Annotated in this window: 22 protein-coding genes, 1 rRNA gene and 1 pseudogene; 9 read left to right on the top strand and 15 right to left on the bottom strand. The window is 39.1% G+C overall.

All coding sequences use genetic code 11. The annotated features are described in order from the left end of the window. Nucleotides 1-39: 39 nt before the first annotated feature. The 6 genes from ACIF8R_RS08220 to ACIF8R_RS08195 all read right to left on the bottom strand — a co-directional run bounded on the left by ACIF8R_RS08220 (nucleotide 40) and on the right by ACIF8R_RS08195 (nucleotide 8,613). Complete coding sequence (locus tag ACIF8R_RS08220; RefSeq protein WP_311070233.1) at nucleotides 40-1,719, bottom strand: long-chain-fatty-acid--CoA ligase; 1,680 nt, start codon at nucleotides 1,717-1,719, stop codon at nucleotides 40-42. A gap of 297 nt (nucleotides 1,720-2,016) precedes the next feature. Continuing rightward, nucleotides 2,017-4,236, bottom strand: a complete 2,220-nt coding sequence (parC, locus tag ACIF8R_RS08215) for a DNA topoisomerase IV subunit A (RefSeq protein WP_396480177.1) — start codon at nucleotides 4,234-4,236, stop codon at nucleotides 2,017-2,019. A 153-nt stretch (nucleotides 4,237-4,389) separates the two neighbouring features. Continuing rightward, complete coding sequence (locus tag ACIF8R_RS08210; protein WP_396480175.1) at nucleotides 4,390-5,709, bottom strand: MFS transporter; 1,320 nt, start codon at nucleotides 5,707-5,709, stop codon at nucleotides 4,390-4,392. An 82-nt stretch (nucleotides 5,710-5,791) separates the two neighbouring features. Beyond that, nucleotides 5,792-6,436, bottom strand: coding sequence for a trimeric intracellular cation channel family protein (locus ACIF8R_RS08205; RefSeq protein ID WP_002048969.1), 645 nt, complete (start codon nucleotides 6,434-6,436; stop codon nucleotides 5,792-5,794). Between the two features lie 45 nt (nucleotides 6,437-6,481). Next, the gene (locus ACIF8R_RS08200; protein WP_396480173.1) at nucleotides 6,482-6,949 is read right to left on the bottom strand and encodes a YchJ family protein; all 468 of its coding nucleotides are present in this window, start codon (nucleotides 6,947-6,949) and stop codon (nucleotides 6,482-6,484) included. Nucleotides 6,950-7,020: 71 nt separating this feature from the next. Then, nucleotides 7,021-8,613 (bottom strand): TerC family protein, encoded by a 1,593-nt coding sequence (locus ACIF8R_RS08195; protein ID WP_263612722.1) that lies wholly within the window; start codon nucleotides 8,611-8,613, stop codon nucleotides 7,021-7,023. A gap of 326 nt (nucleotides 8,614-8,939) precedes the next feature. Between ACIF8R_RS08195 and ACIF8R_RS08190 the strand changes: the two genes are divergently transcribed. From ACIF8R_RS08190 to dinB, 4 genes are all read left to right on the top strand, one after another. Next, complete coding sequence (locus ACIF8R_RS08190; protein ID WP_263612721.1) at nucleotides 8,940-9,563, top strand: TIGR00730 family Rossman fold protein; 624 nt, start codon at nucleotides 8,940-8,942, stop codon at nucleotides 9,561-9,563. A gap of 167 nt (nucleotides 9,564-9,730) precedes the next feature. Next, nucleotides 9,731-11,122 (top strand): multidrug transporter subunit MdtD, encoded by a 1,392-nt coding sequence (gene mdtD / locus ACIF8R_RS08185; RefSeq protein ID WP_396480171.1) that lies wholly within the window; start codon nucleotides 9,731-9,733, stop codon nucleotides 11,120-11,122. 77 nt (nucleotides 11,123-11,199) lie between these two features. Then, nucleotides 11,200-11,958: a GH25 family lysozyme gene (locus ACIF8R_RS08180; protein ID WP_396480169.1), complete on the top strand. Its 759-nt coding sequence runs from the start codon at nucleotides 11,200-11,202 to the stop codon at nucleotides 11,956-11,958. A gap of 1 nt (nucleotide 11,959) precedes the next feature. Beyond that, complete coding sequence (gene dinB / locus ACIF8R_RS08175) at nucleotides 11,960-13,015, top strand: DNA polymerase IV (protein ID WP_396480167.1); 1,056 nt, start codon at nucleotides 11,960-11,962, stop codon at nucleotides 13,013-13,015. Between the two features lie 58 nt (nucleotides 13,016-13,073). Here the strand turns inward: dinB and ACIF8R_RS08170 are convergent. Further along, nucleotides 13,074-13,136: pseudogene (locus ACIF8R_RS08170) on the bottom strand (hypothetical protein); the annotation flags it as partial. Nucleotides 13,137-13,335: 199 nt separating this feature from the next. Here ACIF8R_RS08170 and ACIF8R_RS08165 point away from each other — a divergent pair. Next, complete coding sequence (locus tag ACIF8R_RS08165; protein WP_004711002.1) at nucleotides 13,336-13,689, top strand: RidA family protein; 354 nt, start codon at nucleotides 13,336-13,338, stop codon at nucleotides 13,687-13,689. A gap of 153 nt (nucleotides 13,690-13,842) precedes the next feature. On the opposite strand, the gene ACIF8R_RS08160 is transcribed toward ACIF8R_RS08165, so the two are convergent. The 4 genes from ACIF8R_RS08160 to ACIF8R_RS08145 form a co-directional block, all read right to left on the bottom strand. Then, nucleotides 13,843-14,343, bottom strand: coding sequence for a DUF2726 domain-containing protein (locus ACIF8R_RS08160; protein WP_396480165.1), 501 nt, complete (start codon nucleotides 14,341-14,343; stop codon nucleotides 13,843-13,845). A 315-nt stretch (nucleotides 14,344-14,658) separates the two neighbouring features. Continuing rightward, nucleotides 14,659-17,034 carry a YgiQ family radical SAM protein gene (locus ACIF8R_RS08155; protein ID WP_396480163.1) on the bottom strand — a complete coding sequence of 792 codons (2,376 nt, stop codon included), beginning with the start codon at nucleotides 17,032-17,034 and terminating at the stop codon, nucleotides 14,659-14,661. 215 nt (nucleotides 17,035-17,249) lie between these two features. Further along, nucleotides 17,250-18,509 (bottom strand): esterase-like activity of phytase family protein, encoded by a 1,260-nt coding sequence (locus ACIF8R_RS08150; protein WP_396480161.1) that lies wholly within the window; start codon nucleotides 18,507-18,509, stop codon nucleotides 17,250-17,252. A 147-nt stretch (nucleotides 18,510-18,656) separates the two neighbouring features. Continuing rightward, a complete protein-coding gene (locus tag ACIF8R_RS08145) occupies nucleotides 18,657-19,061 on the bottom strand; it encodes a helix-turn-helix domain-containing protein (protein ID WP_000351005.1) in 405 nt (134 codons plus the stop codon). Between the two features lie 81 nt (nucleotides 19,062-19,142). Here ACIF8R_RS08145 and ACIF8R_RS08140 point away from each other — a divergent pair, with 81 nt between their 5' ends. The 4 genes from ACIF8R_RS08140 (at nucleotide 19,143) to ACIF8R_RS08125 (ending at nucleotide 21,319) form a co-directional block, all read left to right on the top strand. Next, nucleotides 19,143-19,628, top strand: coding sequence for a DUF2938 domain-containing protein (locus tag ACIF8R_RS08140; protein ID WP_396480159.1), 486 nt, complete (start codon nucleotides 19,143-19,145; stop codon nucleotides 19,626-19,628). A gap of 18 nt (nucleotides 19,629-19,646) precedes the next feature. After that, nucleotides 19,647-20,213, top strand: coding sequence for a flavodoxin family protein (locus ACIF8R_RS08135; RefSeq protein ID WP_396480157.1), 567 nt, complete (start codon nucleotides 19,647-19,649; stop codon nucleotides 20,211-20,213). Nucleotides 20,214-20,217: 4 nt separating this feature from the next. Next, a complete protein-coding gene (locus ACIF8R_RS08130; RefSeq protein WP_396480155.1) occupies nucleotides 20,218-20,418 on the top strand; it encodes a DUF2798 domain-containing protein in 201 nt (66 codons plus the stop codon). A gap of 292 nt (nucleotides 20,419-20,710) precedes the next feature. After that, a complete protein-coding gene (locus ACIF8R_RS08125) occupies nucleotides 20,711-21,319 on the top strand; it encodes a lytic transglycosylase domain-containing protein (RefSeq protein WP_077169937.1) in 609 nt (202 codons plus the stop codon). 52 nt (nucleotides 21,320-21,371) lie between these two features. Here ACIF8R_RS08125 and cysK read toward each other — a convergent pair whose 3' ends face one another. From cysK to rrf, 4 genes are all read right to left on the bottom strand, one after another. After that, nucleotides 21,372-22,370, bottom strand: a complete 999-nt coding sequence (gene cysK, locus ACIF8R_RS08120) for a cysteine synthase A (protein WP_396480153.1) — start codon at nucleotides 22,368-22,370, stop codon at nucleotides 21,372-21,374. A gap of 139 nt (nucleotides 22,371-22,509) precedes the next feature. Beyond that, the gene (locus tag ACIF8R_RS08115) at nucleotides 22,510-23,094 is read right to left on the bottom strand and encodes a hypothetical protein (protein ID WP_396480152.1); all 585 of its coding nucleotides are present in this window, start codon (nucleotides 23,092-23,094) and stop codon (nucleotides 22,510-22,512) included. A gap of 100 nt (nucleotides 23,095-23,194) precedes the next feature. Then, the gene (locus ACIF8R_RS08110; RefSeq protein ID WP_396480150.1) at nucleotides 23,195-23,737 is read right to left on the bottom strand and encodes a GNAT family N-acetyltransferase; all 543 of its coding nucleotides are present in this window, start codon (nucleotides 23,735-23,737) and stop codon (nucleotides 23,195-23,197) included. A 225-nt stretch (nucleotides 23,738-23,962) separates the two neighbouring features. Further along, a 5S ribosomal RNA gene (gene rrf / locus ACIF8R_RS08105) occupies nucleotides 23,963-24,077 on the bottom strand. Between the last annotated feature and the right edge of the window lie 4 nt (nucleotides 24,078-24,081).

Raw genomic sequence — 24,081 nt, 5'->3', positions numbered from 1 at the left:
TAAAAAAGCGCCCTACGGCGCTTTTTTATTCACTAACGATTAAGCAGGTTTACGTAAGTCTTTACGTAAAATTTTACCTACATTTGATTTTGGTAATTCATCCATAAACTCAACATAACGAGGGCGTTTGTAGCCTGTTAAGTTTTCTTTAGCAAAGTTCAAAATTTCTTCTGTGGTTAAGCTTGGATCTTTTTTCACAATAAAGAGTTTTGGCACTTCACCTGATTTTTCATCTGGAACACCAATTGCAGCAACTTCCAAGACTTTTGGATGTTTAGCAATAACTTCTTCAATTTCGCTTGGGTAAACGTTAAAGCCTGAAACCAAAATCATATCTTTTTTACGGTCTACAATTTTTGTATATCCACGGCTGTCCATTACACCAATGTCACCAGTACGGAAGAAGCCGTCGGCTGTCATCACTTTAGCGGTCTCATCTGGACGGTTCCAATAGCCCTTCATCACTTGCGGACCACGGATTGAGATTTCGCCTTGTTCACCTAAAGGTACTTCTTTACCGTCATCATCTAAAATAGCAACTTCTGTTAAAGGTAATGGAATACCAATCGTGCCACTAAATTCAGTAGAAGCTGGAGGGTTTGCAGTCGCTACCGGAGAAGTTTCTGATAAACCGTAACCTTCAATAATGGTTGTGCCAGTAATTTTCTTCCAAGCCTCTGCTGTAGAAGGCAGAACTGCCATACCACCGCCCATCGCCATTTTTAAATTGCTATGGTCAAGCTGCTTGAACTCTTCATTATTTACTAAGGCATTAAATAACGTATTTACTGCCGGGAAGAAAGAAGGTTGATATTTACGTAATTCCTTAATCACGGCTGGTAAATCACGTGGGTTTGGAATCAAGATATTTGCCTGCCCTTTGTACATACCGTACATCGCACAAACCATGAACGCAAAAATATGGTAAAGCGGTAAGGCACAAACAATGCGATCGCCTTTAGCACCCTCATTTACACCAAATTTACTTTGGAAAATACCATCACACTGTAAAAGGTTAGCAACTAAATTACGGTGAGTCAGCTCAGCGCCTTTTGAAACGCCCGTTGTACCACCCGTATATTGAAGCACGGCGGTATCACTTAAAGTTAAAGTCGGGCGCTTATAATTACTTGGATTTTCTTTATTTAATGCGCTGTTAAACTTAACATGGCCAGGAATGTTCCAAGCTGGAATTTGTTTACGCACTTTGCGTAAAACAAAGTTCACTAAAGTACCTTTTAGTGTACCTAACATGTCTCCAACAGAAGCAACCACGACGTGTTTGACCGGAGTTTTTCCTAAAATACTTTGGTAAACACTCGCAAAGTTCTCAATAATGACAAGAACTTCAGCACCTGAGTCATTTAACTGATGCTCAAGTTCACGCGCAGTATATAGAGGGTTAACATTCACTAAAATCAAGCCAGCACGGAAAACCGCCAATGCCACTACAGGATACTGCAATACGTTTGGCATCATTACTGCAACGCGCGTACCTTTTGCTAACCCCAAATTTTGCAAATAGGTCGCGAACTTACGGCTTGCAAGTTCCAACTCGTTAAATGACATGGCTTTATCCATAAAGATAAAGGCATCACGAGAACCAAATTTTTGGAAATTACGCTCAAAAATATCAACAAGTGAGGTATTTTCTGCAGGCAATGCTACTGTTTCTGGAATCCCTGTCTTTTGGTATTCTGCAAACCAAATCTTTTCCATAATGCCATTATCTCCGATTCGTAATCCTTAGTAATAACTGTTATTCAATGCCCCAGCTATTCTTTAGCTTCTTGGTGCCAGAACATATTTAAAACTTATTGGCACATTCATGACACTTTCGAACAAGATTATGAGACAGAAGTTTTGACAATTTGACCCTGCCAAATTTTTTGCATGGAGTACAAATTATGTACTCCAAATTGCTGCCCTTTTAATCATTATTCCATACCAACAAGTTCAGTTCATTGCTTGAACTTGTTGCCATATATAGCGTATTTATGTTGCCAGACGCTAGCTTTATCTCTGAATCAACAGTTTATTTGCTTTTTGATATCCACGTGGTAAGAGCTGACCTTTCGAAGCACGTTTACCCATGTATTTTTGTAGATCATCACCTTTTAATTTTAGATGTTGTTGACCTGCAACCACCTGAATTATTTCATCTAAGTTCAGGGTTGTCATGGATAAAATCTGCTCTTTGGCTTCAAGTTGTATCAACTTATTACCTTTACCTTTATTTAAATTTGGTAGTTCTGCCAAATCTAAAATTAACAAACGCCCTGCCGAGCTCAGCACAGCCAAATGCGTCATGTTTTGGGCAGAGATGAGCGGTAATGCTTTTGCCTTATCGGATACCGTTAAGAATGTCTTACCAGCTTTAGCATTGGTATCTAACTGTTTGACTTGAGTTTTAAAACCATAACCCGATGAACTTGCAGCAATCAGTTCAGATTCTTCATCATCTAAATAAGCCTGAATAAACGCTACACCACTTGCTGGTGACAGTTTCGAACTTAATGGATCGCCTAAACCTCTAGCCGACGGTAAACTGCTAATTGGTAAGGCATAACTACGCCCTGTTTCATCAAGGAAGTAAACTCGTTGGTTGGTTTTACCTACAGCATGGCTTAAATATTGGTCCCCTGCACGGTAATTCAGGTTTTCAGCATCAACATCTGCACCTTTTGCCGCACGAACCCAACCCGCTTCAGACAACACAACGGTTACCGTTTCAGCTGGCATTAGATCTTGTTCTTTAATTTGAATCGCTTCAGCACGTGCAACAATTGGAGAACGGCGTTCGTCACCAAACTTTTTCGCATCTTCTTTTAATTCACTAATAATCAGATTTTTTAAAGATTCAGGATTTTCCAACTGTTCACGAATAATGGCAGCTTTCGCAGAAAGCTCATCTTGTTCATGACGGATTTCCATCTCTTCAAGCTTTGCCAAGTGACGTAATTTAAGTTCTAAAATCGCCTCAGCCTGTATCTCATCAATATTGAAGTGTTCCATCAATACTGGCTTAGGCTGATCTTCTTCACGAATAATGCGAATAACAGTATCAATATCGAGATAAGCAATTAAAAGACCTGCCAAAATATGTAGGCGCTTTTCAATACGGTTTAAATGATACTGCAAACGACGAGTGACCGTGTTTTTACGGATCTCAATCCATTCAAGCAAAATACGGCGAATTGATTTCACCTGCGGGCGACCATCTTCGCCAATCATGTTCAAATTGACACGATAGCTTGACTCTAAATCGGTGGTCGCAAATAAGTGGCTCATCACCGCTTCTGCATCAATACGGTTAGAGCGCAATACAATCACGAGTCGTGTTGGGTTTTCATGATCTGACTCATCACGTATATCCACCACCAAAGGCAGCTTTTTCGCCTGCATCTGGTCAGCAATTTGGGTAATCACTTTAGAACCAGAGACTTGATATGGTAGCTCAGTGATTACGATTTCATGCTTTTCAACAGTATAAACCGCTCGCATGCGGTAACTACCACGACCAGTCGTCTGGATTTTAAGTAGCTCTTCTGGCGGGGTAATAATTTCAGCTTTGGTTGGTAAGTCTGGCGCCGGAATATATTCAGCTAATTTTTCGTCTGAAGTTTGCGGGTTACGGATTAAAGCAATTGTCCCCTTCACAACTTCACGTAAATTATGCGGAGGAATATCGGTCGCCATACCCACAGCGATACCCGTTGTACCATTCAAAAGAATATTCGGTACACGTGCAGGTAAGGTAATCGGTTCTTTTAAAGAACCATCAAAGTTATCTTGCCATTCACTGGTACCCTGACCTAATTCACTCAGCAACAACTCACTATAAGCCGAAAGTTTGGCTTCGGTATAACGCATCGCAGCAAATGACTTAGGGTCATCGGGTGAACCCCAGTTACCTTGACCTTCAATTAAAGGATAGCGATAACTAAAAGGCTGAGCCATGAGTACCATGGCCTCGTAACATGCCGAGTCGCCATGTGGGTGGTATTTACCAAGTACATCACCCACTGTACGCGCTGATTTTTTTGGCTTGCCACTATTTTTTAAGCCTAGCTCGCTCATGGCATAGACAATACGGCGCTGTACAGGCTTTAAGCCATCACTGATATGCGGCAATGCACGATCCATAATGACGTACATGGCATAATTCAAGTAAGCCTGTTCAGTAAATTCGGCTACAGAGCGGTTTTCTGTCGCATGATGCGCAAGGCTGGTCATAGTCAGCTTATCTTCCAAATCAGTCGTTATTTTAAGTGTGTATTATGCTAAGTGGGCTATGTTACAGACACAAGAGGGACTCTGTCACCTGAGCGTCAAATTATGTCTTATCTCTCTATATTTTTAATTACTTGCTATAAAGTTAGGCAGAAACTATAGCCCAATCGACTCTAGTCTTTTACCTTGAGTCTCTTCACCTAATATCAAAATTACTAAGGCCACAGCAAGTAAAACAACAGTAAACATCATAAAAACGTGATTAAAGCCGTTTTTGGCAACCATCATATGGGTCACAACCATTGGCGCGACAATTCCACCAATACGCCCCATTGCCGATGCCCAGCCCGAACCAAACGCCCGAATATTGGCTGGATATTGTTCAGGTGTATAAGTATATAACACGCCCCATGCACCCAAATTAAAGAATGACATGAGACAGCCCCAAAACATAATGCTATTTACGCTGTCGGCTTGTCCAAAGAAATATGCCGACAAAGCACAAAAACCGATAAATGCCGCGAGTGTAATTTTTCGACCTAAACGTTCAACAAACCAAGCCGCCGCCAAGTAGCCCGGTAGCTGTGCCAAAATCATAAGCAATACATATTCAAATGATTTAACGATATCGTAGCCTTGTTTCACCAATAAACTCGGCAACCATGTGAAAATACCGTAATAGGAATACACAATTCCAAACCAGATCAGCCAGAGCATTAAACTTCTACGAGCAAATTGACCACTCCAGAGCTGTTTAAATGAAACTTTTTGTCGCATCGCCACAGGCACGACTTCGATATGATGCACAATTTGAACGCATGCTTCGGCTTCTAGTTTTTGTACCAGTGCATGTGCTTCTTCAATACGACCACGGTTAATCAAATACGGTATCGACTCAGGGACTTTTTTCCAAATGACTAAAATATAAATAAGTGGTAGGCCACCCATAAGAAAGGCAATATGCCAGCCAAATTTAGGAATAATAAAATAAGAAATGAGTGCTGCGACTAACCAGCCTAATCCCCAAAAGCTTTCAAGCAGAACAATAAACCGTCCACGAACATGAGCAGGAACATATTCACTCACCAGTGTGACTGCTACAGGTAACTGACCACCGAGTCCTAGCCCAACAATAAACCGAAAAATTAATAGCCACTTTAGATCCGGAGCGAAAGCACATAAAGCTGTAGCAATACTATAGATTGCCATCGTGATCGCAAATACAGTTTTCCGGCCAAAACGATCTGCCAAAGCACCAGAACAAACTGCACCAATAGCCATGCCTACAAAGCCAATACTGACAATCCAACCGCTTTCAGCTGGTGTTAATGACCAGTCTTTAACAAGGGTTGTCATAATAAAAGCGATAATGCCGGTATCCATCGCATCAAACATCCAGCCTAAACCCACTACCCATAAAAGTGTGTAGTGAAATTTGCCAATTGGAAGATTTTGTATACGTGAAACCAGATCCATAGGAGTAACTCTACTGGAAAGAATAAGTGGACAAGACCATATATAGAATTGTTATATCATGCCCACATGAAATTCTGCATGATTAATGTTCATCGGTTGAAGAAGCTGACTCTGCATCATCATCTTTATAAATAAATTTAGGCATTTCCAAACCAAAATAAATGGCAATTAAACGGAGCGTAAAACCAAATACCAAGGTTGAAATAACGGTAAGTTCTAAACTCAAACCTAAGTCCAGACAAACCCAATAGCAAATGACTGCAACAAAAGAAATACTTGCATAAAGCTCACGGCGGAAAACAAACGGTACGTCGTTACATAAGATGTCACGTAAAATACCACCCGAAACTCCAGTCAAAACACCTGCTACAGCCGATACGACAAAACCATGCCCCATTTGTAAGGCAATCTGGCAACCAATAATGGTAAACCCAATCAAACCTAAAGCATCGAGTACCAAGAAAATGTTATGTAAATGGCGCATCCACTTGGCAATAATGATGGTAACAAAGGCAGCACAACACGTTAAAACTAAGTATTCAGGATGCTTTACCCACGTTAAAGGATAGTGCCCAAGTAGTACATCACGTACAGAACCACCACCCAAGGCCGTTACACAGGCAATCAGTACGACACCGAACCAGTCCATACTCCGTCGCCCAGCAGACAATGCTCCTGTCATGGCTTCAGCAGTAATCGCAATAATATAAATAACGGTGAGTAACATTGCCCTTTCCTTCAGGCCAAACGGTGGGCGTATTTTAAGATAAAGTTATAGGAATTGTGCACAGCATTGCTTAAATTTTTTTCCTGAACCGCATATGCACGGTTGTTTCATGGTGACCTGCATATCGACCGTTGGATCAAGGAAAAACCAATGCTGCTGGTGATATACAAAATGTGAAACTTCATGATGGATTTGAGCACTTTTTCCATCGTGATAATGAGCCTTAAACTCCACCTGTGCATGGGTCTTATCCAACTTTTCTTTGGCTTGGATGACTTCCAAACCGAGCCATTGATTTTGTTTACTCCAATCTGCAATCGCCTCTTTATCAAGAGCAGCTTGTTGACCTAAAGCCGTGGTTTGAACAATATAATCGATTTGCTGTAATGCAAAAGCACTATAACGGGAACGCATAAGCTGCTCTGCGGTGAGTGCTTTTGCTGTGCCTAAATGTAAAGGCTCACAACATTCTGCATAACTGCCCTTTCCACATGGACAAGTGTGTTGAGTCATTCTGTGTTTCTCAAATAAAAAATAGCTCAAAGTTGAGCTATTTTATGATGTTTCTAAATCTGACACGCAATTTAATCTTTCGATTCATCTTGTTCGATAGAAACAATATGAACTTTCTCGATTTTATGGCCTTCCATAGTTACAACTTCAAAGCGATAACCATCTGCTTCAACAGTTTCACCATTTTCAGGTAAACGACCTAAATGGAATAACAAATAACCAGATAAAGTAGAATATTGTTCACTTTCATCAACGAGGTCACGACCTAATAAAAGCGATACATGGCGAATATCGGTTGAACCTTCAAGTATTAAAGAACCATCTTCTAAGCTTTCAGCTGCTGCATCTAGTTCGTCTTCATCAGGGAACTCACCAGCAATTGCTTCTAAAATATCAATTGGTGTCGCAATACCTTCAATTGAACCATATTCATTTAGAACAATCGCCATTTGCAAAGGGGCCTGACGTAATTGTTCCATTACCATAAGCACTTGTGCATTTTCATGCACAATGACTGGCTCACGTAAGTACTTTTGAAAATCAACCACGCCTGTTTCAATGAAGCCATTTAAAACTTTATGTGTAAGCGCGATCCCTTCAATATTATCAAGTTCACCACGAGCAACGATTAAACGCGAATGTGTCATCGACATTAAACGTTCTTTTAAAACTTCCGGTTCATCGTCTAAGTCAATCCATTCCAGCTCAGGTCGTGGAGTCATTACAGACTTTACTGGACGTTCAGATAAGCCAAGTACGCCTTGTACAAGTACACTGTGGTAAGCACCATTTTCTTCATCAAAGACTTCATCGGCAAAAGCTTGAGTAGCCAATACATCTTCTTTATCAGCCGTTTGAGCATCTGAAGTAGAACCGCTATTTTTACTGCCTAACATACGTAAAACCGCAGAAGCTGTGCGATAACGTAAATCTGTAGTAGTCACTAGCTTTTCTTGATTGCGGCGCATGGTTTGGTTGATCATTTCGACTAAAATCGAGAAACCAATCGCAGCATATAAGTAACCCTTCGGAATATGGAAACCAAAACCTTCCACCACCAACGAGAAACCAATCATCATTAAGAAGCCAAGACACAGAATAACGACTGTTGGGTGCTTATTTACAAAGTCCATGAGTGGTCTTGAAGCCCACAACATGATACCCACAGCAATCACAACAGCAACCATCATGATTGACAGCTCTTTCACCATACCCACAGCAGTAATTACGCTGTCTAATGAGAATACGGCATCAAGCACTACAATCTGAACGATAACCATCCAGAACGCAGCATGGACTGGATTATCTTCTTTATGAAGCTGTTTACCTTCCATCCGCTCATGTAATTCCATGGTGCCTTTAAATAATAAGAACACACCACCGAACAATAAAATCAAGTCACGGCCAGAGAATGGATGGTTAAGAATATGGAAAAGTGGTTGGGTGAGTGTCACGACCCAAGCAATTGAAGCTAAGAGGATAAGACGCATTCCCAAAGCGAGTATTAAACCCACTATACGTGCCTTAGTACGTTGTTCTGGTGGCAACTTTTCAGCCAAAATGGCAATAAAGACGAGGTTATCGATCCCTAGTACGATTTCAAGAACAATTAATGTCGCTAAGCCTACCCAAGCAGACGGATCAGACATCCATTCAAAGATCATTGATCCTGCTCCTGTGCTGGGTGGATTTTATCTTTATTGGACAACGCAACAGGCGTGCCTAGACAAAGGGGGAATAATGTTTTTTTAGGACAAGAAATTAAAACGGAGCGACTACAACCACTACCCATATTTGTTCATATGTTGTTAAACGAATTTTCAGTATAGGCAAGATTTAACATAAATTCATCATTTTTATTTGAACATTATATGTATTCACCAAACCCATACAAAACATGAATCTTTCCTATAAAACTGCTTATAAAGTTGTCATATTTTTTGCTTAGTGTAGACAAGAAATATGAACGTGATAAGGTGAAAATAAAACAATGAATAGCGTATTAACAATGGCAGTAAATGATTCACCAATAACAGCTGTAAAAACAACACAACCTCTTATTGCATTATATTGTGGCTCACGAGCAGGAAATAACCCGATTTATCGCGAAAAGGCAATTGAATTAGCCAGCGGAATTGCTGAACAAGGTTTTGGTCTGGTCTACGGCGGTGCCAGCATTGGTTTAATGGGCCAAGTCGCTGAAAGTGTACTTGCACATGGTGGAGAAGCTGTAGGAGTCATTCCTGAATTTATGCTTGATTATGAAGTCGCACATGCAGGACTAACCGAATTACATGTGGTCGAAACCATGCATGAGCGTAAAGCCATGATGGCAGAGCGTGCGAGTGCGTTTATCGCGCTACCTGGCGGTTTAGGAACATTCGAAGAAATTTTGGAAATTGCGACTTGGGGTCAACTCAATCAGCACCAAAAACCCATGATTTTATATAACGTAAATGGTTTTTATAATGCATTAATTGCTCAGTTAGACCATGCAGTCCAAGAAGGTTTCCTCCCTCTTCAGCACCGAGCTAAATTAATTGTATGTGAAGAAATCGACCAAATTTATAACGTCATTCGAAACTTAAAAATGCCAAAGAGATTTGTTGTGTAAACTCTCTACCTCAACAAAAAAGCGGTTCTTCCGCTTTTTTTGTTTTAACTATTTTCAACGTTGCCTTCAAAAGCAATTAGATTTAGTAAAGGGGTACTCAACATTGCCTTACTCTTTTTACTTTCAATTTGTTTTACACTAAGCGAAAACGTTAATTTTCAAATGTTATGAATGCCACGCCGACTCATCAAGCTTTGCAACCTGAATATCGCCTATTGGTTCTTTTAGTTTCCATTGGCTTTTTTATGCAGGCATTGGATACCACCATTGTAAATACTGCTATTCCTGCAATGGCACAGCATTTAAATGAAGATCCATTACGTATGCATAGCGTGGTGGTGGCTTATGTTTTATCTGTAGCGGCCTGTATTCCTTTAAGTGGATGGCTAGCCGACCGCTTTGGTGTTAGAAATACGTTTTTATCAGCAATTGTTATTTTTACGCTTGCATCTTTAGGTTGTGGTCTTTCTCAAAGCCTTAATGAGCTTTTATTTTTCCGTGTCATTCAGGGTGTGGGGGGCGCGTTATTGCTCCCCGTTGGTCGTTTATCACTTTTAAAAATTATTCCCCGAACTCAGTTTTTAGCAGCCATGAGCCTTATGAGTCTGGCAGGTTTACTTGGTCCTTTAGCGGGTCCAACTCTAGGTGGCTGGCTCGTTGAAGTGGCAACATGGCACTGGATTTTTCTTATTAATATTCCAATGGGTATATTAGGTATATTAATGACATTGAAGGTCATGCCAAATGTAAAAGAGCCTACCGTTAAAACCTTTGACCTTATTGGGTTTGTACTTTTGGTTGTTGCAATGATTGGCTGGTCATTGGGTATTGAACATCTTGCCTCACGTGAATATTCAAAATGGTTCAGTATTTCACTGTTAGTCGTTGGTGTAATCGCAACGCTTTGGTACGCCTATCATTCACATACCCATCAAAATGCATTATTCCGCAGCCGATTGTTTAAAAATAAAATATTTGCAATTGGTATTTTAGGTAATTTCTTTGCCCGTTTTGGTGGCAATGCCTTGCCTTTTGTTTTACCGCTTATGTTGCAAGTGGCATTTGGTTTTGAGCCATTCATTGCGGGTTTAATGATGATTCCATTAGTCTTAGGATCGCTTTTTTCTAAGCCGATTGTTAGATCCATTATTCAGAAAATGGGTTATCGCCGCTTTTTGTTAATTAACACCACATTAGTCGGTCTATGTATTGCATCTTTTGCGATTATGACGGTCGATACTCCTACTGGGTTTAGAGCCCTACACTTTTTCTTATTTGGTACATTGAACTCATTACAATTTGTGGGCATGAATACACTTACCTTGAAAGATTTGCCTCAACAAGATGCAAGTAGTGGGAATAGTTTCCTATCAATGATTATGATGCTTTCAATGAGTATTGGTGTTGCACTAGCAGGTACCCTCATTAATGTATTTACCGATTACTATGGTACAGCACATGTGACTACCGCCTTCCATGTCACCCTTATTTGTTTAGGCTGTATTAATGTCATTACTGCGCTTATCTTTTGGCAAATTCCAAAAAATACGCCTGTGTAAGCAGTTGCATTTTTAACATGGTTTCTCATTCACGAATCACGCTATGATGTGAGCTTCATATTGATACTGAGTTTTGCATGACCAAGCTGGCAAAAACCTTTTCTGCACCACGCTACAACACCCTCATTGGGATTGTTTTAGCTTGTGTTATGGGGGTTCTCACTTACTTCGGTCTGTTCTACCAACAAAAAGCAATTGCTCAAGATTATCCGGTTCAAGGCTTTGATGTTTCTCATCATCAAGAAAATATTAACTGGAAAAAAATATCACCCAAAAAATTCCAATTCGTCTATTTAAAAGCAACGGAAGGCGGTGATTATAAAGATCCAAAATTTCAAGAAAACTGGTTAAAAGCACGCGAACATGGCTTTTATGTTGGGGCTTATCATTTTTACCGTTTATGCCGTGATGGCAAAACACAAGCTGAAAATTTTATTGCAACCGTACCCAACAAACCTGATGCCCTTCCTCCTGTTATCGATCTGGAATATGACGGCAACTGTATTAATGCGCACACCAAAGAACAATTACTTAAAGAAATAGGCATCATGCATGACCGCCTAAAACAGCATTATGGCAAACAGCCTATCTTTTATATTTCCAAAACTTTTTACCACATTGTGTTAATAGGGAGTTTCCCTAATACACCACTTTGGGTCAGAGATTACGAAGGAAAACCTGAGCTGAAAGACAAGCGAAAATGGCTCTTTTGGCAGCATAGTAATCAAGGTAAAATTGAAGGCATGACAAAGCCTGTAGACTTAAATGTTTATGAGGGTTCAGTCAAAGAATGGCATCAATTTTTACAGCAGCAAGGCATCGTGAAAGCACAATAATATGCGCAAAATCATTCATATCGATATGGATGCCTTTTATGCATCGGTCGAATTGCGAGAGCGTCCTGATCTAAAGCATCTTCCCGTCGTTATTTCTTCGCATCATCCGCGTGCTGTAATTGCGGCAGCTTCTTACCCTGCCCGTGAGTTTGGCTTACGCTCTGCCATGTCCATGAGCCAAGCAAGAAAACTATGCCCTCAAGTTGTTATTATTGAGCCTAATTTTGAAAAATATCGTACCATCTCGGCTCAAATTCATAGTATTTTTCAACAATACACCACTCTTATTGAACCTTTATCACTTGATGAAGCATACCTTGATGTCACTGAAAATTTAAAACAAATCGCAAGTGCAACCGAAGTGGCTATGCATATTCGGGAAGATATTTTTAGGCTAACAGGACTGACTGCCTCGGCTGGTGTAGCACCCAATAAATTCTTGGCAAAAGTCGCATCTGACTGGAATAAACCGAATGGTCTGTTTGTGATAAAGCCCTCTCAGGTGGCCAGTTTCATTCAAGACTTGCCCTTAAAAAAAATTCCGGGTGTCGGTAAAGTTACCCAAGAAAAACTCCAACAGCTTGAGTTACATACGCTGGGTGACTTACAAAAAATTGAAGAAGCTGTTTTAGTTCACCACTTTGGTAAATATGGGCAACAACTTCATTTATATGCTCAAGGTATTGATAATCGGCCTGTTCAAGCTGAACGTGCTCGTCAGCAAATTTCAAAAGAAACTACATTTGATAGTGACTTTACCCTAGCACAGTGCCAACCCTACTGGCATGGCTTAGCCGAAAAAGTCTGGCAAAGCTTAGAGAAAAAGCAACTTAATGCTCGTGGTGTAAATATTAAGCTCAAACTTAAGAATTTCCAGACACTCCAACACAGTAAAAGTTTTAAAAACCCAATTCATTCTCAACAAGACCTGATTCAAGTTTTATTCTTACTTTTAAATGAGATGCATATTCCCGAAAACTTCCAATTTCGGCTGATTGGTATTGGCGTTTATCAATTGCAGACCAAAGCTGACGACTTTCAGTTGTCCTTATGGTAAGTGTTGTTTTTTTATCCAAATGAGCAAGTTTTAAACAAAAACAGTTCCCTTTTGATCAAAATTTGAAGTAATCTAATCAACGCATATTCATTACCCATGTATTTGCAACGTGCCAAAGCAACCTTACTTTCGGCATATCGTCCTGTGATTGGCGTGACGACCAAATCCGAATATTACAGGGCACTTAAAGTACATGGGACTCTACCCATTCTTATAAATCACAACAATAATCTACCGAAATTCCTTTGCACTTGCTTGCGCCTGCCTAGTAACTCTTCATAAAATCAAACTATTCAATAAAGACACTTTAGAGCATTTTTATGACGGTAAAACGCTTACACGTGACTTCAAGATATTGTGAAGTGGCGATTTCGGGTAATTTAGTCCATTTAGCAGGACAACTCGCTGATGATACCAGCGTAGACATTACGGCGCAGACTCAACAAACTTTAGACAATATTGATCGCTTACTTGCTGAAGCAGGAACCGACAAAAGTCATATTCTTTCTGTCATGATTTTTCTAAAAGATATTGAAACAGACTATGCAGCCATGAATGCTGTATGGGATGCATGGATTAGCAAAGAGCATCCACCTGCTCGTACTTGTGTCGAATCTAAACTTTATGCACCTGATGTACTTGTAGAAATGACAGTAGTTGCAGTACTTCCTTAATTCTTATTAATTTTAAGCAATAAAAAACTGAGCAATATTGATCAAGATAATGCTCAGTTTTTTATGTTTCTAGAAGTTTTAATTTCGGCATTTTATTCAAATCTTCTTTAATGAGTCCTAAAATTAAATTGCTATAACCTCTATTTATAAATTCTAAGACTTCACAAAAGCATTTGAGATTCTTTCTAACTGCGGCGTGACAGGTAAAGTTGCCATCTCTGATTCAGGGGTTAATAAATCTCTTCTTAAATCATGATAATCAGGCACACTACCGTAGCGAAGCACACGATAACCTGCAAGTTGTAATAAACGGCGCTCATATTGCTGATGTGCTCGGCGTAAACCATTTTCCTCAAGCATAACCACTACAAAAACTTGGTAATTTTGATCAAGTACAACAAAATCAGCCGTCATATTTTGATATTTGCGACGTGTGTGAGCATATTTAGTTGTTAGTAAAGCATCAAATGAAACATGGGCTAATACGGTAAATTTAGGCAATACTGTTTGTAAACGAGTAAGCGTCATTTGTTCATGACTACTTAATACGGCGCGGCGCTTTAAAGCACTGTCTTGTTGATGCTTTCTGGAGAGACTTTTTACCGCCATAACGACAGTCAAAAAGAGTAATAAGATCGTGATTAAATAATACATGGGCCTAATCCTTTAAGTTTTTTATAATGATTTTGCTAGATCACACTTTGTTTTAATTGATAACGACACAGCCGTTTTTTTAAAAGGTTCACTTAGTAATTTCACTTGTAGTTATCAAGCTTGGCTTAAATTTAGCCACCCTCACATTATTTATAATCATAGAATCAATAACAATCAAGTGCAGCTCGTCAGATTTTTAGCATTTATCATTTTTCATTACATTTTTTAGGCTAAAAATTTGAAAAAATCTCACTATACGATTTAAATAACCTCGTAAAAAACAAAAAAGGCTCTGTTTAAGAGCCTTTTTTATCATTATCCACGTGCTTTTGACTTTGATTTACTTTTACTACCAAACGGTCTCTTCTCACCTGTTTCACGAGGAGGTAAACCTGTATGTTGCGTTAATACCTGACCTTTCTGTGGACGCTTCTGATTTGAATGATTATTGGTTTGCTGGTTTCGTTTAACCGAATCCCCTGCCGTAGACGAGTTTTTCTTACGGGCAGATTTATATTCCCCTTCAGTCCCTTTTGGCTGATAAGTCGGAATTAAATGCTGCTTCGAATTACCAATTAAATCGGCACGGCCCATTTCTTTTAAAGCTTCACGAAGTAATGGCCAGTTATTTGGATCATGGTAACGTAAGAATGCTTTATGCAGACGACGGCGTTTCTCACCTTTTACAATATCAACCTTTTCAGTATAACGAGCGACTTTAGCAAGCGGGTTTTTGCCCGAATAATACATGGTTGTTGCAGTTGCCATTGGTGATGGATAGAAAGTTTGTACCTGATCGGCACGGAAACCATTCTTTTTCAACCAAATTGCAAGATGCATCATGTCATAATCTGAAGTACCCGGATGCGCAGCAATAAAGTAAGGAATTAGATATTGCTCTTTTCCTGCTTCTTTACTGAAACGATCAAACATTTGTTTGAAACGATCATACGTACCAATACCCGGTTTCATCATCTTAGATAACGGGCCTTGCTCAGTATGTTCAGGCGCAATTTTTAAATAACCACCAACGTGGTGTTGTACCAGTTCTTTGACATATTCAGGGTTGAGTACAGCAAGGTCATAACGTAAACCTGAACCAATCAGAATCTTCTTCACGCCTTTAATGGCACGTGCTTTACGGTAAAGCTGTACTAAAGGTGCATGATCGGTATGTAAGTTTTGACAAACCCCTGGATATACACAAGAAGGTTTACGACAGTTCTTCTCAATTTCTGGGTCTTTACAGTGCAAACGGTACATGTTTGCCGTTGGGCCACCTAAGTCAGAAATAATACCTGTGAAGTTTGGTGCAGTATCACGGATTTTTTCAATCTCACGTAAAATTGAGTCTTCCGAACGGTTTTGAATAATACGACCTTCATGTTCCGTGATTGAACAGAATGTACAGCCACCAAAACAGCCACGCATAATGTTGACCGAGAATTTGATCATATCAAATGCAGGAAAACGCGCATCACCATAAGTAGGATGTGGCAAACGTGCATATGGTAAATCAAACACATAGTCCATTTCCTCAGTAGTCAGAGGAATTGGAGGTGGGTTAATCCACACATCACGCTCACCATGGCGTTGCACCAACGCACGGGCATTACCAGGGTTGGTTTCAAGGTGCAAAATACGGTTTGCATGTGCATAAAGCACTTGGTCATTCGCCACTTCTTCAAAAGAAGGTAAGCGAATAACCGCCAACTCTCGTGGTGGTAATTTGTGTTTAATTGCTTTTGATGGTGCTGGCTTTAATTGAACGATTTGAGTGTCGTCATCGAGTTTGTCGCCTTCACGCACAATCGGATTTGCAACAATCTCTTTTTGGAAATTTTGATACTGAGCTAAAGAATTACCCTTTTCTTTTTCAACCTCACAGCCATCAATATCTTCTGTCATGACATATGGGTTAATAATTGGGTCAACACGCCCAACCGTATCTACATCATTACTCGCAACTTCAACAAACTTTGCTTTTGATGCTTTGTTATGTTTATTAATAATAAATGCCGTACCACGAACATCTGTAATCTCGTAGATTTTTTCTCCTTTAGCCAAACGATGCATCACATCAATAATGGCACGCTCACCATTACCATACATAAGCAAATCAGCTTTTGAGTCCATCAAAATCGAACGACGGACTTTATCTGACCAATAATCGTAGTGTGCGATACGGCGTAAACTGCCTTCAATACCACCCAGTAACACAGGTACATCAGGGAATGCTTCTCGACAACGTTGGCAATAAACTGTTGCTGCGCGGTCAGGACGTTTATTTGGCTCATTGTTTGGAGAATATGCATCATCCGAACGGATTTTACGATCTGCCGTATAACGGTTAATCATCGAATCCATATTTCCTGCGGTTACACCCCAAGCAATTGTTGGCTTACCTAAAACTCGGAAGCTTTCAACATTGGTCCAGTCTGGCTGCGCAATAATTCCGACACGGAAACCTTGTGCTTCAAGTACACGCCCAATCACACCCGATACAAATGACGGATGATCAATATAAGCATCGCCACAGACTAAAATAAAGTCACACGCATCCCAGCCGAGTTGGTCCATTTCTTCTCGTGACATCGGCAAAAATGGCGCTGGTTCAAAACACGACGCCCAATATTTGTCGTAATCAAACAGCGCTTTTGGCGCAGTTTGCATGGTATAAGCGGTAGACATGGCTTGCGAATCTCGGCTAGCAGATGAAGGAGAGACATCTAAAGATGAAAGCCGATCATTTTAACATGAATTCTATTCATTTTCCTTGTTTATAAAACATACGAAAACAATAATATAGAAATTAATTTGATCAAAGTTTATCCAATATTTTATTCTCGGAATAAATACGGCGGAATAAAATCCGCCATAGTCTTAACACAATTTATTTATAAGCATTAGAACAAAGCTTTTGGTAAACGAATTTGAATAATTTCGTTATCATCAGCCAGTTTTGCGTTGCGTCCTGTTGAACCAGGGAAGTTATTGTCATTTAGTACCGTGAGCGTTGTACCATTTTCAATAATCACATCTTCAATGGTTTCAAACGGGAAGGCAAAAACTTGTCCCGTACCAATATCCCCTGCTCTTGCTGTACCATACAACATATTCGGGTTAGCAATTTTAATTAAATCGACTAAATCTTCACGGCTTACTAGCTGACCTGACTCATTCAATTTAATACGAATTAATTTTTTATAGCTGCCTAAATTATTCTGAGTCGCATCACGCTCAATAATAATGCCTTCTTTATCATTAAAGAGTTGGAAGTCACCAATATTGGTAGCTTTACTGTCTAACTGGAACCAATAATATTTTCCTGTATACGCTTTTTTCTTAATGTCGAATTGAGAGATCAGCAACTGTCTTTCCGTTTCCCGAATTGATTTAATTGGCTTTTCTATAAGCGGGTAAAGATACTGCCCATCTGGCGAAATCGCCATTCCTTCAAAACCACCACTTTGCTGAACCAGAGGCTCCACAAAATTAATTTGTGCTTTATTAAACTGATTTTGTGGTGAACGTAACTCTTGAGTCGGATTTAATGGATTTGGTAAAGCAATCGGTGCATCTAACAACACACCATCCGCTGAAAAATGAAGTAAATAAGGGCCAAACTCATCCCCAATCCAATAAGTTCCATCGCTAGTACGTTGCATTGACTCTGGGTCAAAATCAGCACCCGTTAATAAACGCTCAGGCGTATTACCGTTCACGATATTAAAAGGAATTAACTTTTTTGGATCACGCAATTGAATAAAGCTTTGTACGGTAACTTGCCCTGTACCTTTGGTTTTAGTTTTGAAATCAGGTTTTAATTTATAAATACGAAGTAAAAAGTCTGCTGAATTATCTTGGGTACCAAAGCCATTATCGGCCATTGCCATATAGCTGCCATCTTCATTTTTTAATGCAGCAGAAAAACCTTGTACAGGCTGGCCTTTAAATGGAGGATAAATTCCATTTGCACCTTTTACATATGCACCAGAGTCTGGGCCAGCAGCATAGGTTTCTACAGGCAATTTGGCAAAAGAAATTAAAGTTGGTTCGGTAACGTTTTCAGTAGGTGATGTTTGATCTTGATCATTATTATCATTACATGCCGTCAATCCTAAACTGGCACAGCATAATAATGCGACTAAAGTTTTTTTGCTCATGATTTTATACAGTTGGTAAAAAATTAAGCAAATTTAATCAAGCTTATATGAAGTTTTTACTTCAAAAAGATGAAATCTTTATGGCGAAAATATGACAAACCCAACTGTTCAATACAGACACAAACTAAATGACTTCATCAAAAAGAATTAAAGTTTCGTTGGCTGATATTCTCCAGCAATTGCTGCTTTCAAAAAGTTCTGAAAAGTTGGGCATTCCATATGATTTTCAGCAGGACACACAGCAGCATGTTGTAATCCTTGACTAATAAAATGTAATCGCTTTGCCATTTGCTCTAGTTGTTCAGCTTTATCTTTTAGTTTTTGCCGATCAAGATCAGGCTTACCATCTTGTCCAAACATTGTTGCGATTTCATTTAAAGAAAAACCTGCGGCACGACCTAAAGCAATGAGTGCTAATTGATCAAGCACTTGTTTCCCATACTGCCGACGCAAACCTTGCCGCCCTATCGACTTAATTAATCCTTTCTCTTCATAAAAACGTAGCGTAGCGGTTGTGACTTTTGCCTTCTTAGAAACTTCACCAATATCCATAACATCCTCTTGACTTCAAGTGAACTTGAACTTGCACAATAAATTTATCACGTTTCATACGTATAAAAGCAAGGTTTCAAAATGAATCTCTCCACAACGTTCTTTCAGGCTTTATGCCTTGGTATTGGCGCAACAATTATTATGGATATCTGGCTGTTAATATTAAAGATATTTAAAATTCCGACATTAAATTTCGCTTTTCTCGGACGCTGGGTTAGTTGGATATTTAAAGGGAAAGTCATCCATCAGTCTATAGCTCAAAGTCCTCAAATTAAGGGTGAATATTTATTGGGCTGGATTGCTCATTATAGTGTTGGGTTGATCTTTGCAGTGAGCTTTCTTCTCATTGTCGGCTCAGATTGGCTCATTCATCCTCAGTTTTACTCAGCACTACTATTTGGTGTAGTCACTGTTCTCATTCCCTTTTTTATTATGCAACCAGCCATGGGTAGTGGTTTTGCTTCGTCAAAAACCCTGCATCCTTTTCTGAACTGTCTAAAAAGTTTACTGAACCATAGCGTTTTTGGCTGTGGTTTATATCTCACTGCAAAACTATTTCAAATTTAGATAAAAAGGAAACTATCCATGAAAACTGTTGCCATTATTTACTATAGTCGCCAAGGGCATACCCAATTTATCGCTCAGCAAATTCAAACTGGTATTTTGAGCCATCAAGATATTGAAGTAGATTTACTCAATGCCGAAGATCTTATCGAGAACCCAGAGACTCTTATCCAATATGATGGTTTAATTTGGGGCTCTCCTACGTATTTAGGGGGGGTATCTTCCAAGTTAAAACAACTCATGGATGCAACGGGTCCATTATGGAAAAAGCAGAACTTTAAGGGAAAGCTAGCAGCTGGATTTACCGTTTCCTCTCTTCCCGCTGGTGATAAACAATCGACACTAATTTCCATTTTTACCTTTTGTATGCAACACGGCATGTTATGGGTCGGCAACCCGATTCTGCCCGAGCAACACCAAGGTATTCCTTATACTCAAGCAGCCAATCGCCTCGGTTCGTGGTCAGGCTTAATGGCTCAGGCCGAACATGGCAGTAATGCCGATAGGTTTGATGAAGGGGATATTAAAACTGCTCAACAATTTGGAGAAAATTTTGCATTGACCTTAAGTGCTTATCAAGGAATATAAAACCATGAAAGTACAGAAACTTTTATTCCTCTTAATTTTATCGGGAATGATGTCTTTTATCGTTTCAGGTATATCAACTTTTAAAGTAGTAGGACTAAATCATCAATTCGTTTCATTGTGGGTATCAGCTTGGATATTAGCTTTTCCAAGTGTATTGATTTGTGCTCCTATCGCCCAGAAACTAGTCGACATCGTATTTAAGTAAGTTGATCTGTAAGTTAAAACGTACAAAAATTGCGGTAATTTGCGGATATTCAGCTTTAGTATTATTTCATAATATATGAATCATAGAGAGACAGGATGTCTCATTGAAGAAGAATAAGAACGCAGGAAGCGGTAGTTGACAGGAGTTAGCTACATAAAGCTGAATACGAAGGAACCTCGACAGGATGTCGGGGTTTTTTCATTTCAATTATACAAAATTCTTACTTTTTAGATGCGCTGAGCAACAGAACTAATATTGATCCGATAAGTACGGCTAAATACCATCATTTTATTTGAAACTTCATTATTGGTTTTGTATTTTGCTTACCCCATCTTTAACCCAAAATCGTTTTGAACCATCACAATTACACATTCTTGGTCTGAAATTTTTCATAACTTTTTTAATGATCATAATGACAGGATGTACAAGCTTAGGCCCTAATAGTGGCTCATTTACTTGGCGTTCAAATAAGCTATCATCTGGTTTACAAAAAGCTTATTCAGTTCCACCGAGTACAGCGAATCGATTGTCTCCAATGATTATTCAAAGTGCTGACAAATATAATGTTCCTCCACTTTTACTCGCGGCAGTGATCAGACAAGAGTCGAACTATAATAGTAATGCCCGCTCTCCGACTGGGGCTGTTGGTTTAACTCAAATTATTCCAAGCTATTGGCAACAAACTTGTGCTGGTAATTTGTATGATGAATCTACAAATATCCAATGTGGTGCTTATATTTTAAATCATTACTATCAAACCGCAGATAGCTGGTTTAAAGCCACGGCCTATTATAATGTTGGGCCAACAGGATATGAGCGAAGCTTCTGGACCCGTCACAAAGCGAAAAAATATGCTCGGTCTATTAAGCATCATCAAAAAAATTTAAAAAGTGCCTTATAAATAAGCTTAAACAAAAGCCCATCAATAGATGGGCTTTTTTATACGGTTAATTTTATTCGTCAAATAAACCTTCAAATAATACAGAAGACAGATAACGTTCCCCACTGTCTGGCAGAATAACAACGATGGTTTTACCAGCATTTTCAGGACGCTCTGCAATTTTTGCAGCCGCTGCTAATGCAGCTCCACTTGAAATACCTACTAGAATACCTTCTTGGGTTGCACAGTTTCTCGCCCATTGAATTGCTTCTTCGCTAGTCACTGGTAAGACTTCATCCACAAGGTCCAAATCAAGATTCTTTGGAATAAAGTTTGCACCAATTCCTTGGATTTTATGCGGTGCAGGTGTAATGTTCTCACCATTTTTGGTCTGAGTAATAATTGGAGATTCAGCAGGTTCAACAGCTACTGAGTACAATGGTTTATTTTGGACTTGTTCAAAATAACGAGAAATACCTGTAATCGTACCGCCAGTACCCACACCAGCAACCAAAATATCAACTTGTCCACCTGTAGCTTGCCAAATTTCAGGACCAGTTGTGTCTACATGGATTTTCGGATTTGCTGGGTTTTCAAATTGTTGTGGCAAGAAATAAACATCTGGCTGTTCAGTTGCTAATCGTACCGCTTCATCAACTGCCCCTTTCATTCCCTTCGCAGGTTCAGTTAAAACCAAATTAGCACCTAAAGCTTTCAGTACTTTTCTGCGCTCAAGGCTCATACTTGCAGGCATAGTTAGAGTAATTGGATAACCTTTTGCCGCAGCAACAAATGCCAATGCAATACCAGTATTACCACTGGTTGGCTCAACAATGTGCATACCTTCTTTTAATACACCGCGTTTCTCTGCATCTGCAATAAGTGCCGCTCCGATACGGCATTTCACAGAAAATGCAGGATTACGGCTTTCCACTTTTGCTAATACGGTTGCGCCCGTTTTAATCAAACGGTTAATACGTACTAAAGGTGTATTACCAATAGCTTCGGCATTATTGGAATATACCGCGATACCTAAATTGTTGGGAGTTGGAAATTGCTGGTCGGTAGACATGTTATATCCTTATTAGATTTGGAATGATTCTGAATCATTATAGGTCTATAAATAAGAGTTACTACAAAATTCAATTATTCTGAAACAAATTTGCTTTCTTCAATCATGAATGATTCTAAATAGTTAGTGAATATATTCTTTAATGTGGTGTCTTCAAAACAAGAAACTGAATTAAAGAGATAACCCAATAAATTGTTGTACTAAAACCAATTAAAATTAGTCCACGAGCTAGATTAATTCTCCATAGTGGTACAAATTGGAACCAACTCAAGGCAACATTTTTAGCAGTACATTCAGCACTTCGAACTAGAAGTAAAGCAGGAAGGTCAATATTTATGCTCATAATTTCAATTCCTATCTCCTCCCTAGGTGATAGGTTATCAAATATTAGAGTACAGCGACCATCTTGATCTATCTTTTGTTCATAAGAGCGAACAGGCCAGGAATTTATATGCTGGGGCTGCCAGTTAAAAATTAATTCAATTTTATTTGCAGTATCTCTTCCAATATTTATGACTTTGATTGAGGCGGTCTCAACTCTTTGCATTGGTCTTAAAATATTACCCTCAACATCTCTCAAAGGTTCTTGTACAAGGAAGATAAATGCATGAGGATTCGTCCAAATTAATTTTGCTCTAGGCTTTATCCCCACATTAAGGAACCAAGTAATAAATGGTACTAATAAAGAAACTATTTCCTTACCATAGGTACTTATAAACTCCATAACATCTCCTCAGCAAACAATCCCAAATAGTTATTATCATAGATTTATTTTAAAAAAAATTATTTTAAATCAGTCAATTAATGTGAAATTATAGTTAAAACTACCAAACCTCACCCTCTCGCCATTCTGCGCAAATACTATCGTCCTCTGAACGTTGTGATAGTAGATCTTTCATATGGATACTCAAAGGATATAGCATAATTTCATAGTCATCAGTCAGATAAGTAGATGCATCTTGTTTGATGTACAAATCACCCCGCCAAGTAGTCCAACCTAATTTTTTATAAAAGGCTTCATCTTCCGGTTGTAATGCAGCAAGTCCATATTCCAAGTCAGTTAATGCTTCAACTAAATATTTTAATAATTGTGATGCAAGCCCCTTACCTCTCATCGTGTAATCAGTGGTGACATACTCTACATAAGCTGTTTTTACATCAAAGCTACCATTTATAGTAAAAACTCTATCCGTCCATAAGGCATGTGAGACAATTTGATTATCCAATATACCAACGACATGAATAGCTTTTTGCATGAAAACATATTGACTCCATGGATCTTCATCAAAGGCAGAAAAACATAACTCAGCAATCTGATGACGTTGATTTTTATCTAGATCTTGGGCTGCGATAATTTTGAACTGCATAGATGAAAACTCAAGTTTAACTATTTATAGATTAAGCAAATATTGGAATATTATGAAATGTTTTTTTATTACACGATAATTTAATTGAATTAAGACACTGTATCTCTGAAGCAGGACAACCGTGCAAATTTGTTTTTTTAGGGACTGAGTTTTCTAGAATTTTATTATTCCCACGCATAAAGCAACACCCCAATCTCTTTTGAGACCGGGGTGTTTGGAATAATGAGCTGGCGATGACTTACTCTCACATGGGTAACCCCACACTACCATCAGCGCTAAGAGGTTTCACTTCTGAGTTCGGGAAGGGATCAGGTGGTTCACTCTTGCTATGGTCGCCAGCACAA

It is taken from the genome of Acinetobacter sp. ABJ_C4_1 (assembly GCF_044538495.1).
Lineage (GTDB): Bacteria > Pseudomonadota > Gammaproteobacteria > Pseudomonadales > Moraxellaceae > Acinetobacter > Acinetobacter nosocomialis_A.
This window is presented reverse-complemented; position numbering and strand designations above follow the sequence as displayed.

Bases quoted from the DNA above. Each gene is read 5' to 3' on its own strand.
- ACIF8R_RS08220 (WP_311070233.1), bottom strand. From the start codon at position 1,719: ATGGAAAAGATTTGGTTTGCAGAATACCAAAAGACAGGGATTCCAGAA.
- parC (WP_396480177.1), bottom strand. From the start codon at position 4,236: ATGACCAGCCTTGCGCATCATGCGACAGAAAACCGCTCTGTAGCCGAA.
- ACIF8R_RS08210 (WP_396480175.1), bottom strand. From the start codon at position 5,709: ATGGATCTGGTTTCACGTATACAAAATCTTCCAATTGGCAAATTTCAC.
- ACIF8R_RS08205 (WP_002048969.1), bottom strand. From the start codon at position 6,436: ATGTTACTCACCGTTATTTATATTATTGCGATTACTGCTGAAGCCATG.
- ACIF8R_RS08200 (WP_396480173.1), bottom strand. From the start codon at position 6,949: ATGACTCAACACACTTGTCCATGTGGAAAGGGCAGTTATGCAGAATGT.
- ACIF8R_RS08195 (WP_263612722.1), bottom strand. From the start codon at position 8,613: ATGATCTTTGAATGGATGTCTGATCCGTCTGCTTGGGTAGGCTTAGCG.
- ACIF8R_RS08190 (WP_263612721.1), top strand. From the start codon at position 8,940: ATGAATAGCGTATTAACAATGGCAGTAAATGATTCACCAATAACAGCT.
- mdtD (WP_396480171.1), top strand. From the start codon at position 9,731: ATGAATGCCACGCCGACTCATCAAGCTTTGCAACCTGAATATCGCCTA.
- ACIF8R_RS08180 (WP_396480169.1), top strand. From the start codon at position 11,200: ATGACCAAGCTGGCAAAAACCTTTTCTGCACCACGCTACAACACCCTC.
- dinB (WP_396480167.1), top strand. From the start codon at position 11,960: ATGCGCAAAATCATTCATATCGATATGGATGCCTTTTATGCATCGGTC.
- ACIF8R_RS08165 (WP_004711002.1), top strand. From the start codon at position 13,336: ATGACGGTAAAACGCTTACACGTGACTTCAAGATATTGTGAAGTGGCG.
- ACIF8R_RS08160 (WP_396480165.1), bottom strand. From the start codon at position 14,343: ATGTATTATTTAATCACGATCTTATTACTCTTTTTGACTGTCGTTATG.
- ACIF8R_RS08155 (WP_396480163.1), bottom strand. From the start codon at position 17,034: ATGTCTACCGCTTATACCATGCAAACTGCGCCAAAAGCGCTGTTTGAT.
- ACIF8R_RS08150 (WP_396480161.1), bottom strand. From the start codon at position 18,509: ATGAGCAAAAAAACTTTAGTCGCATTATTATGCTGTGCCAGTTTAGGA.
- ACIF8R_RS08145 (WP_000351005.1), bottom strand. From the start codon at position 19,061: ATGGATATTGGTGAAGTTTCTAAGAAGGCAAAAGTCACAACCGCTACG.
- ACIF8R_RS08140 (WP_396480159.1), top strand. From the start codon at position 19,143: ATGAATCTCTCCACAACGTTCTTTCAGGCTTTATGCCTTGGTATTGGC.
- ACIF8R_RS08135 (WP_396480157.1), top strand. From the start codon at position 19,647: ATGAAAACTGTTGCCATTATTTACTATAGTCGCCAAGGGCATACCCAA.
- ACIF8R_RS08130 (WP_396480155.1), top strand. From the start codon at position 20,218: ATGAAAGTACAGAAACTTTTATTCCTCTTAATTTTATCGGGAATGATG.
- cysK (WP_396480153.1), bottom strand. From the start codon at position 22,370: ATGTCTACCGACCAGCAATTTCCAACTCCCAACAATTTAGGTATCGCG.
- ACIF8R_RS08115 (WP_396480152.1), bottom strand. From the start codon at position 23,094: ATGGAGTTTATAAGTACCTATGGTAAGGAAATAGTTTCTTTATTAGTA.
- ACIF8R_RS08110 (WP_396480150.1), bottom strand. From the start codon at position 23,737: ATGCAGTTCAAAATTATCGCAGCCCAAGATCTAGATAAAAATCAACGT.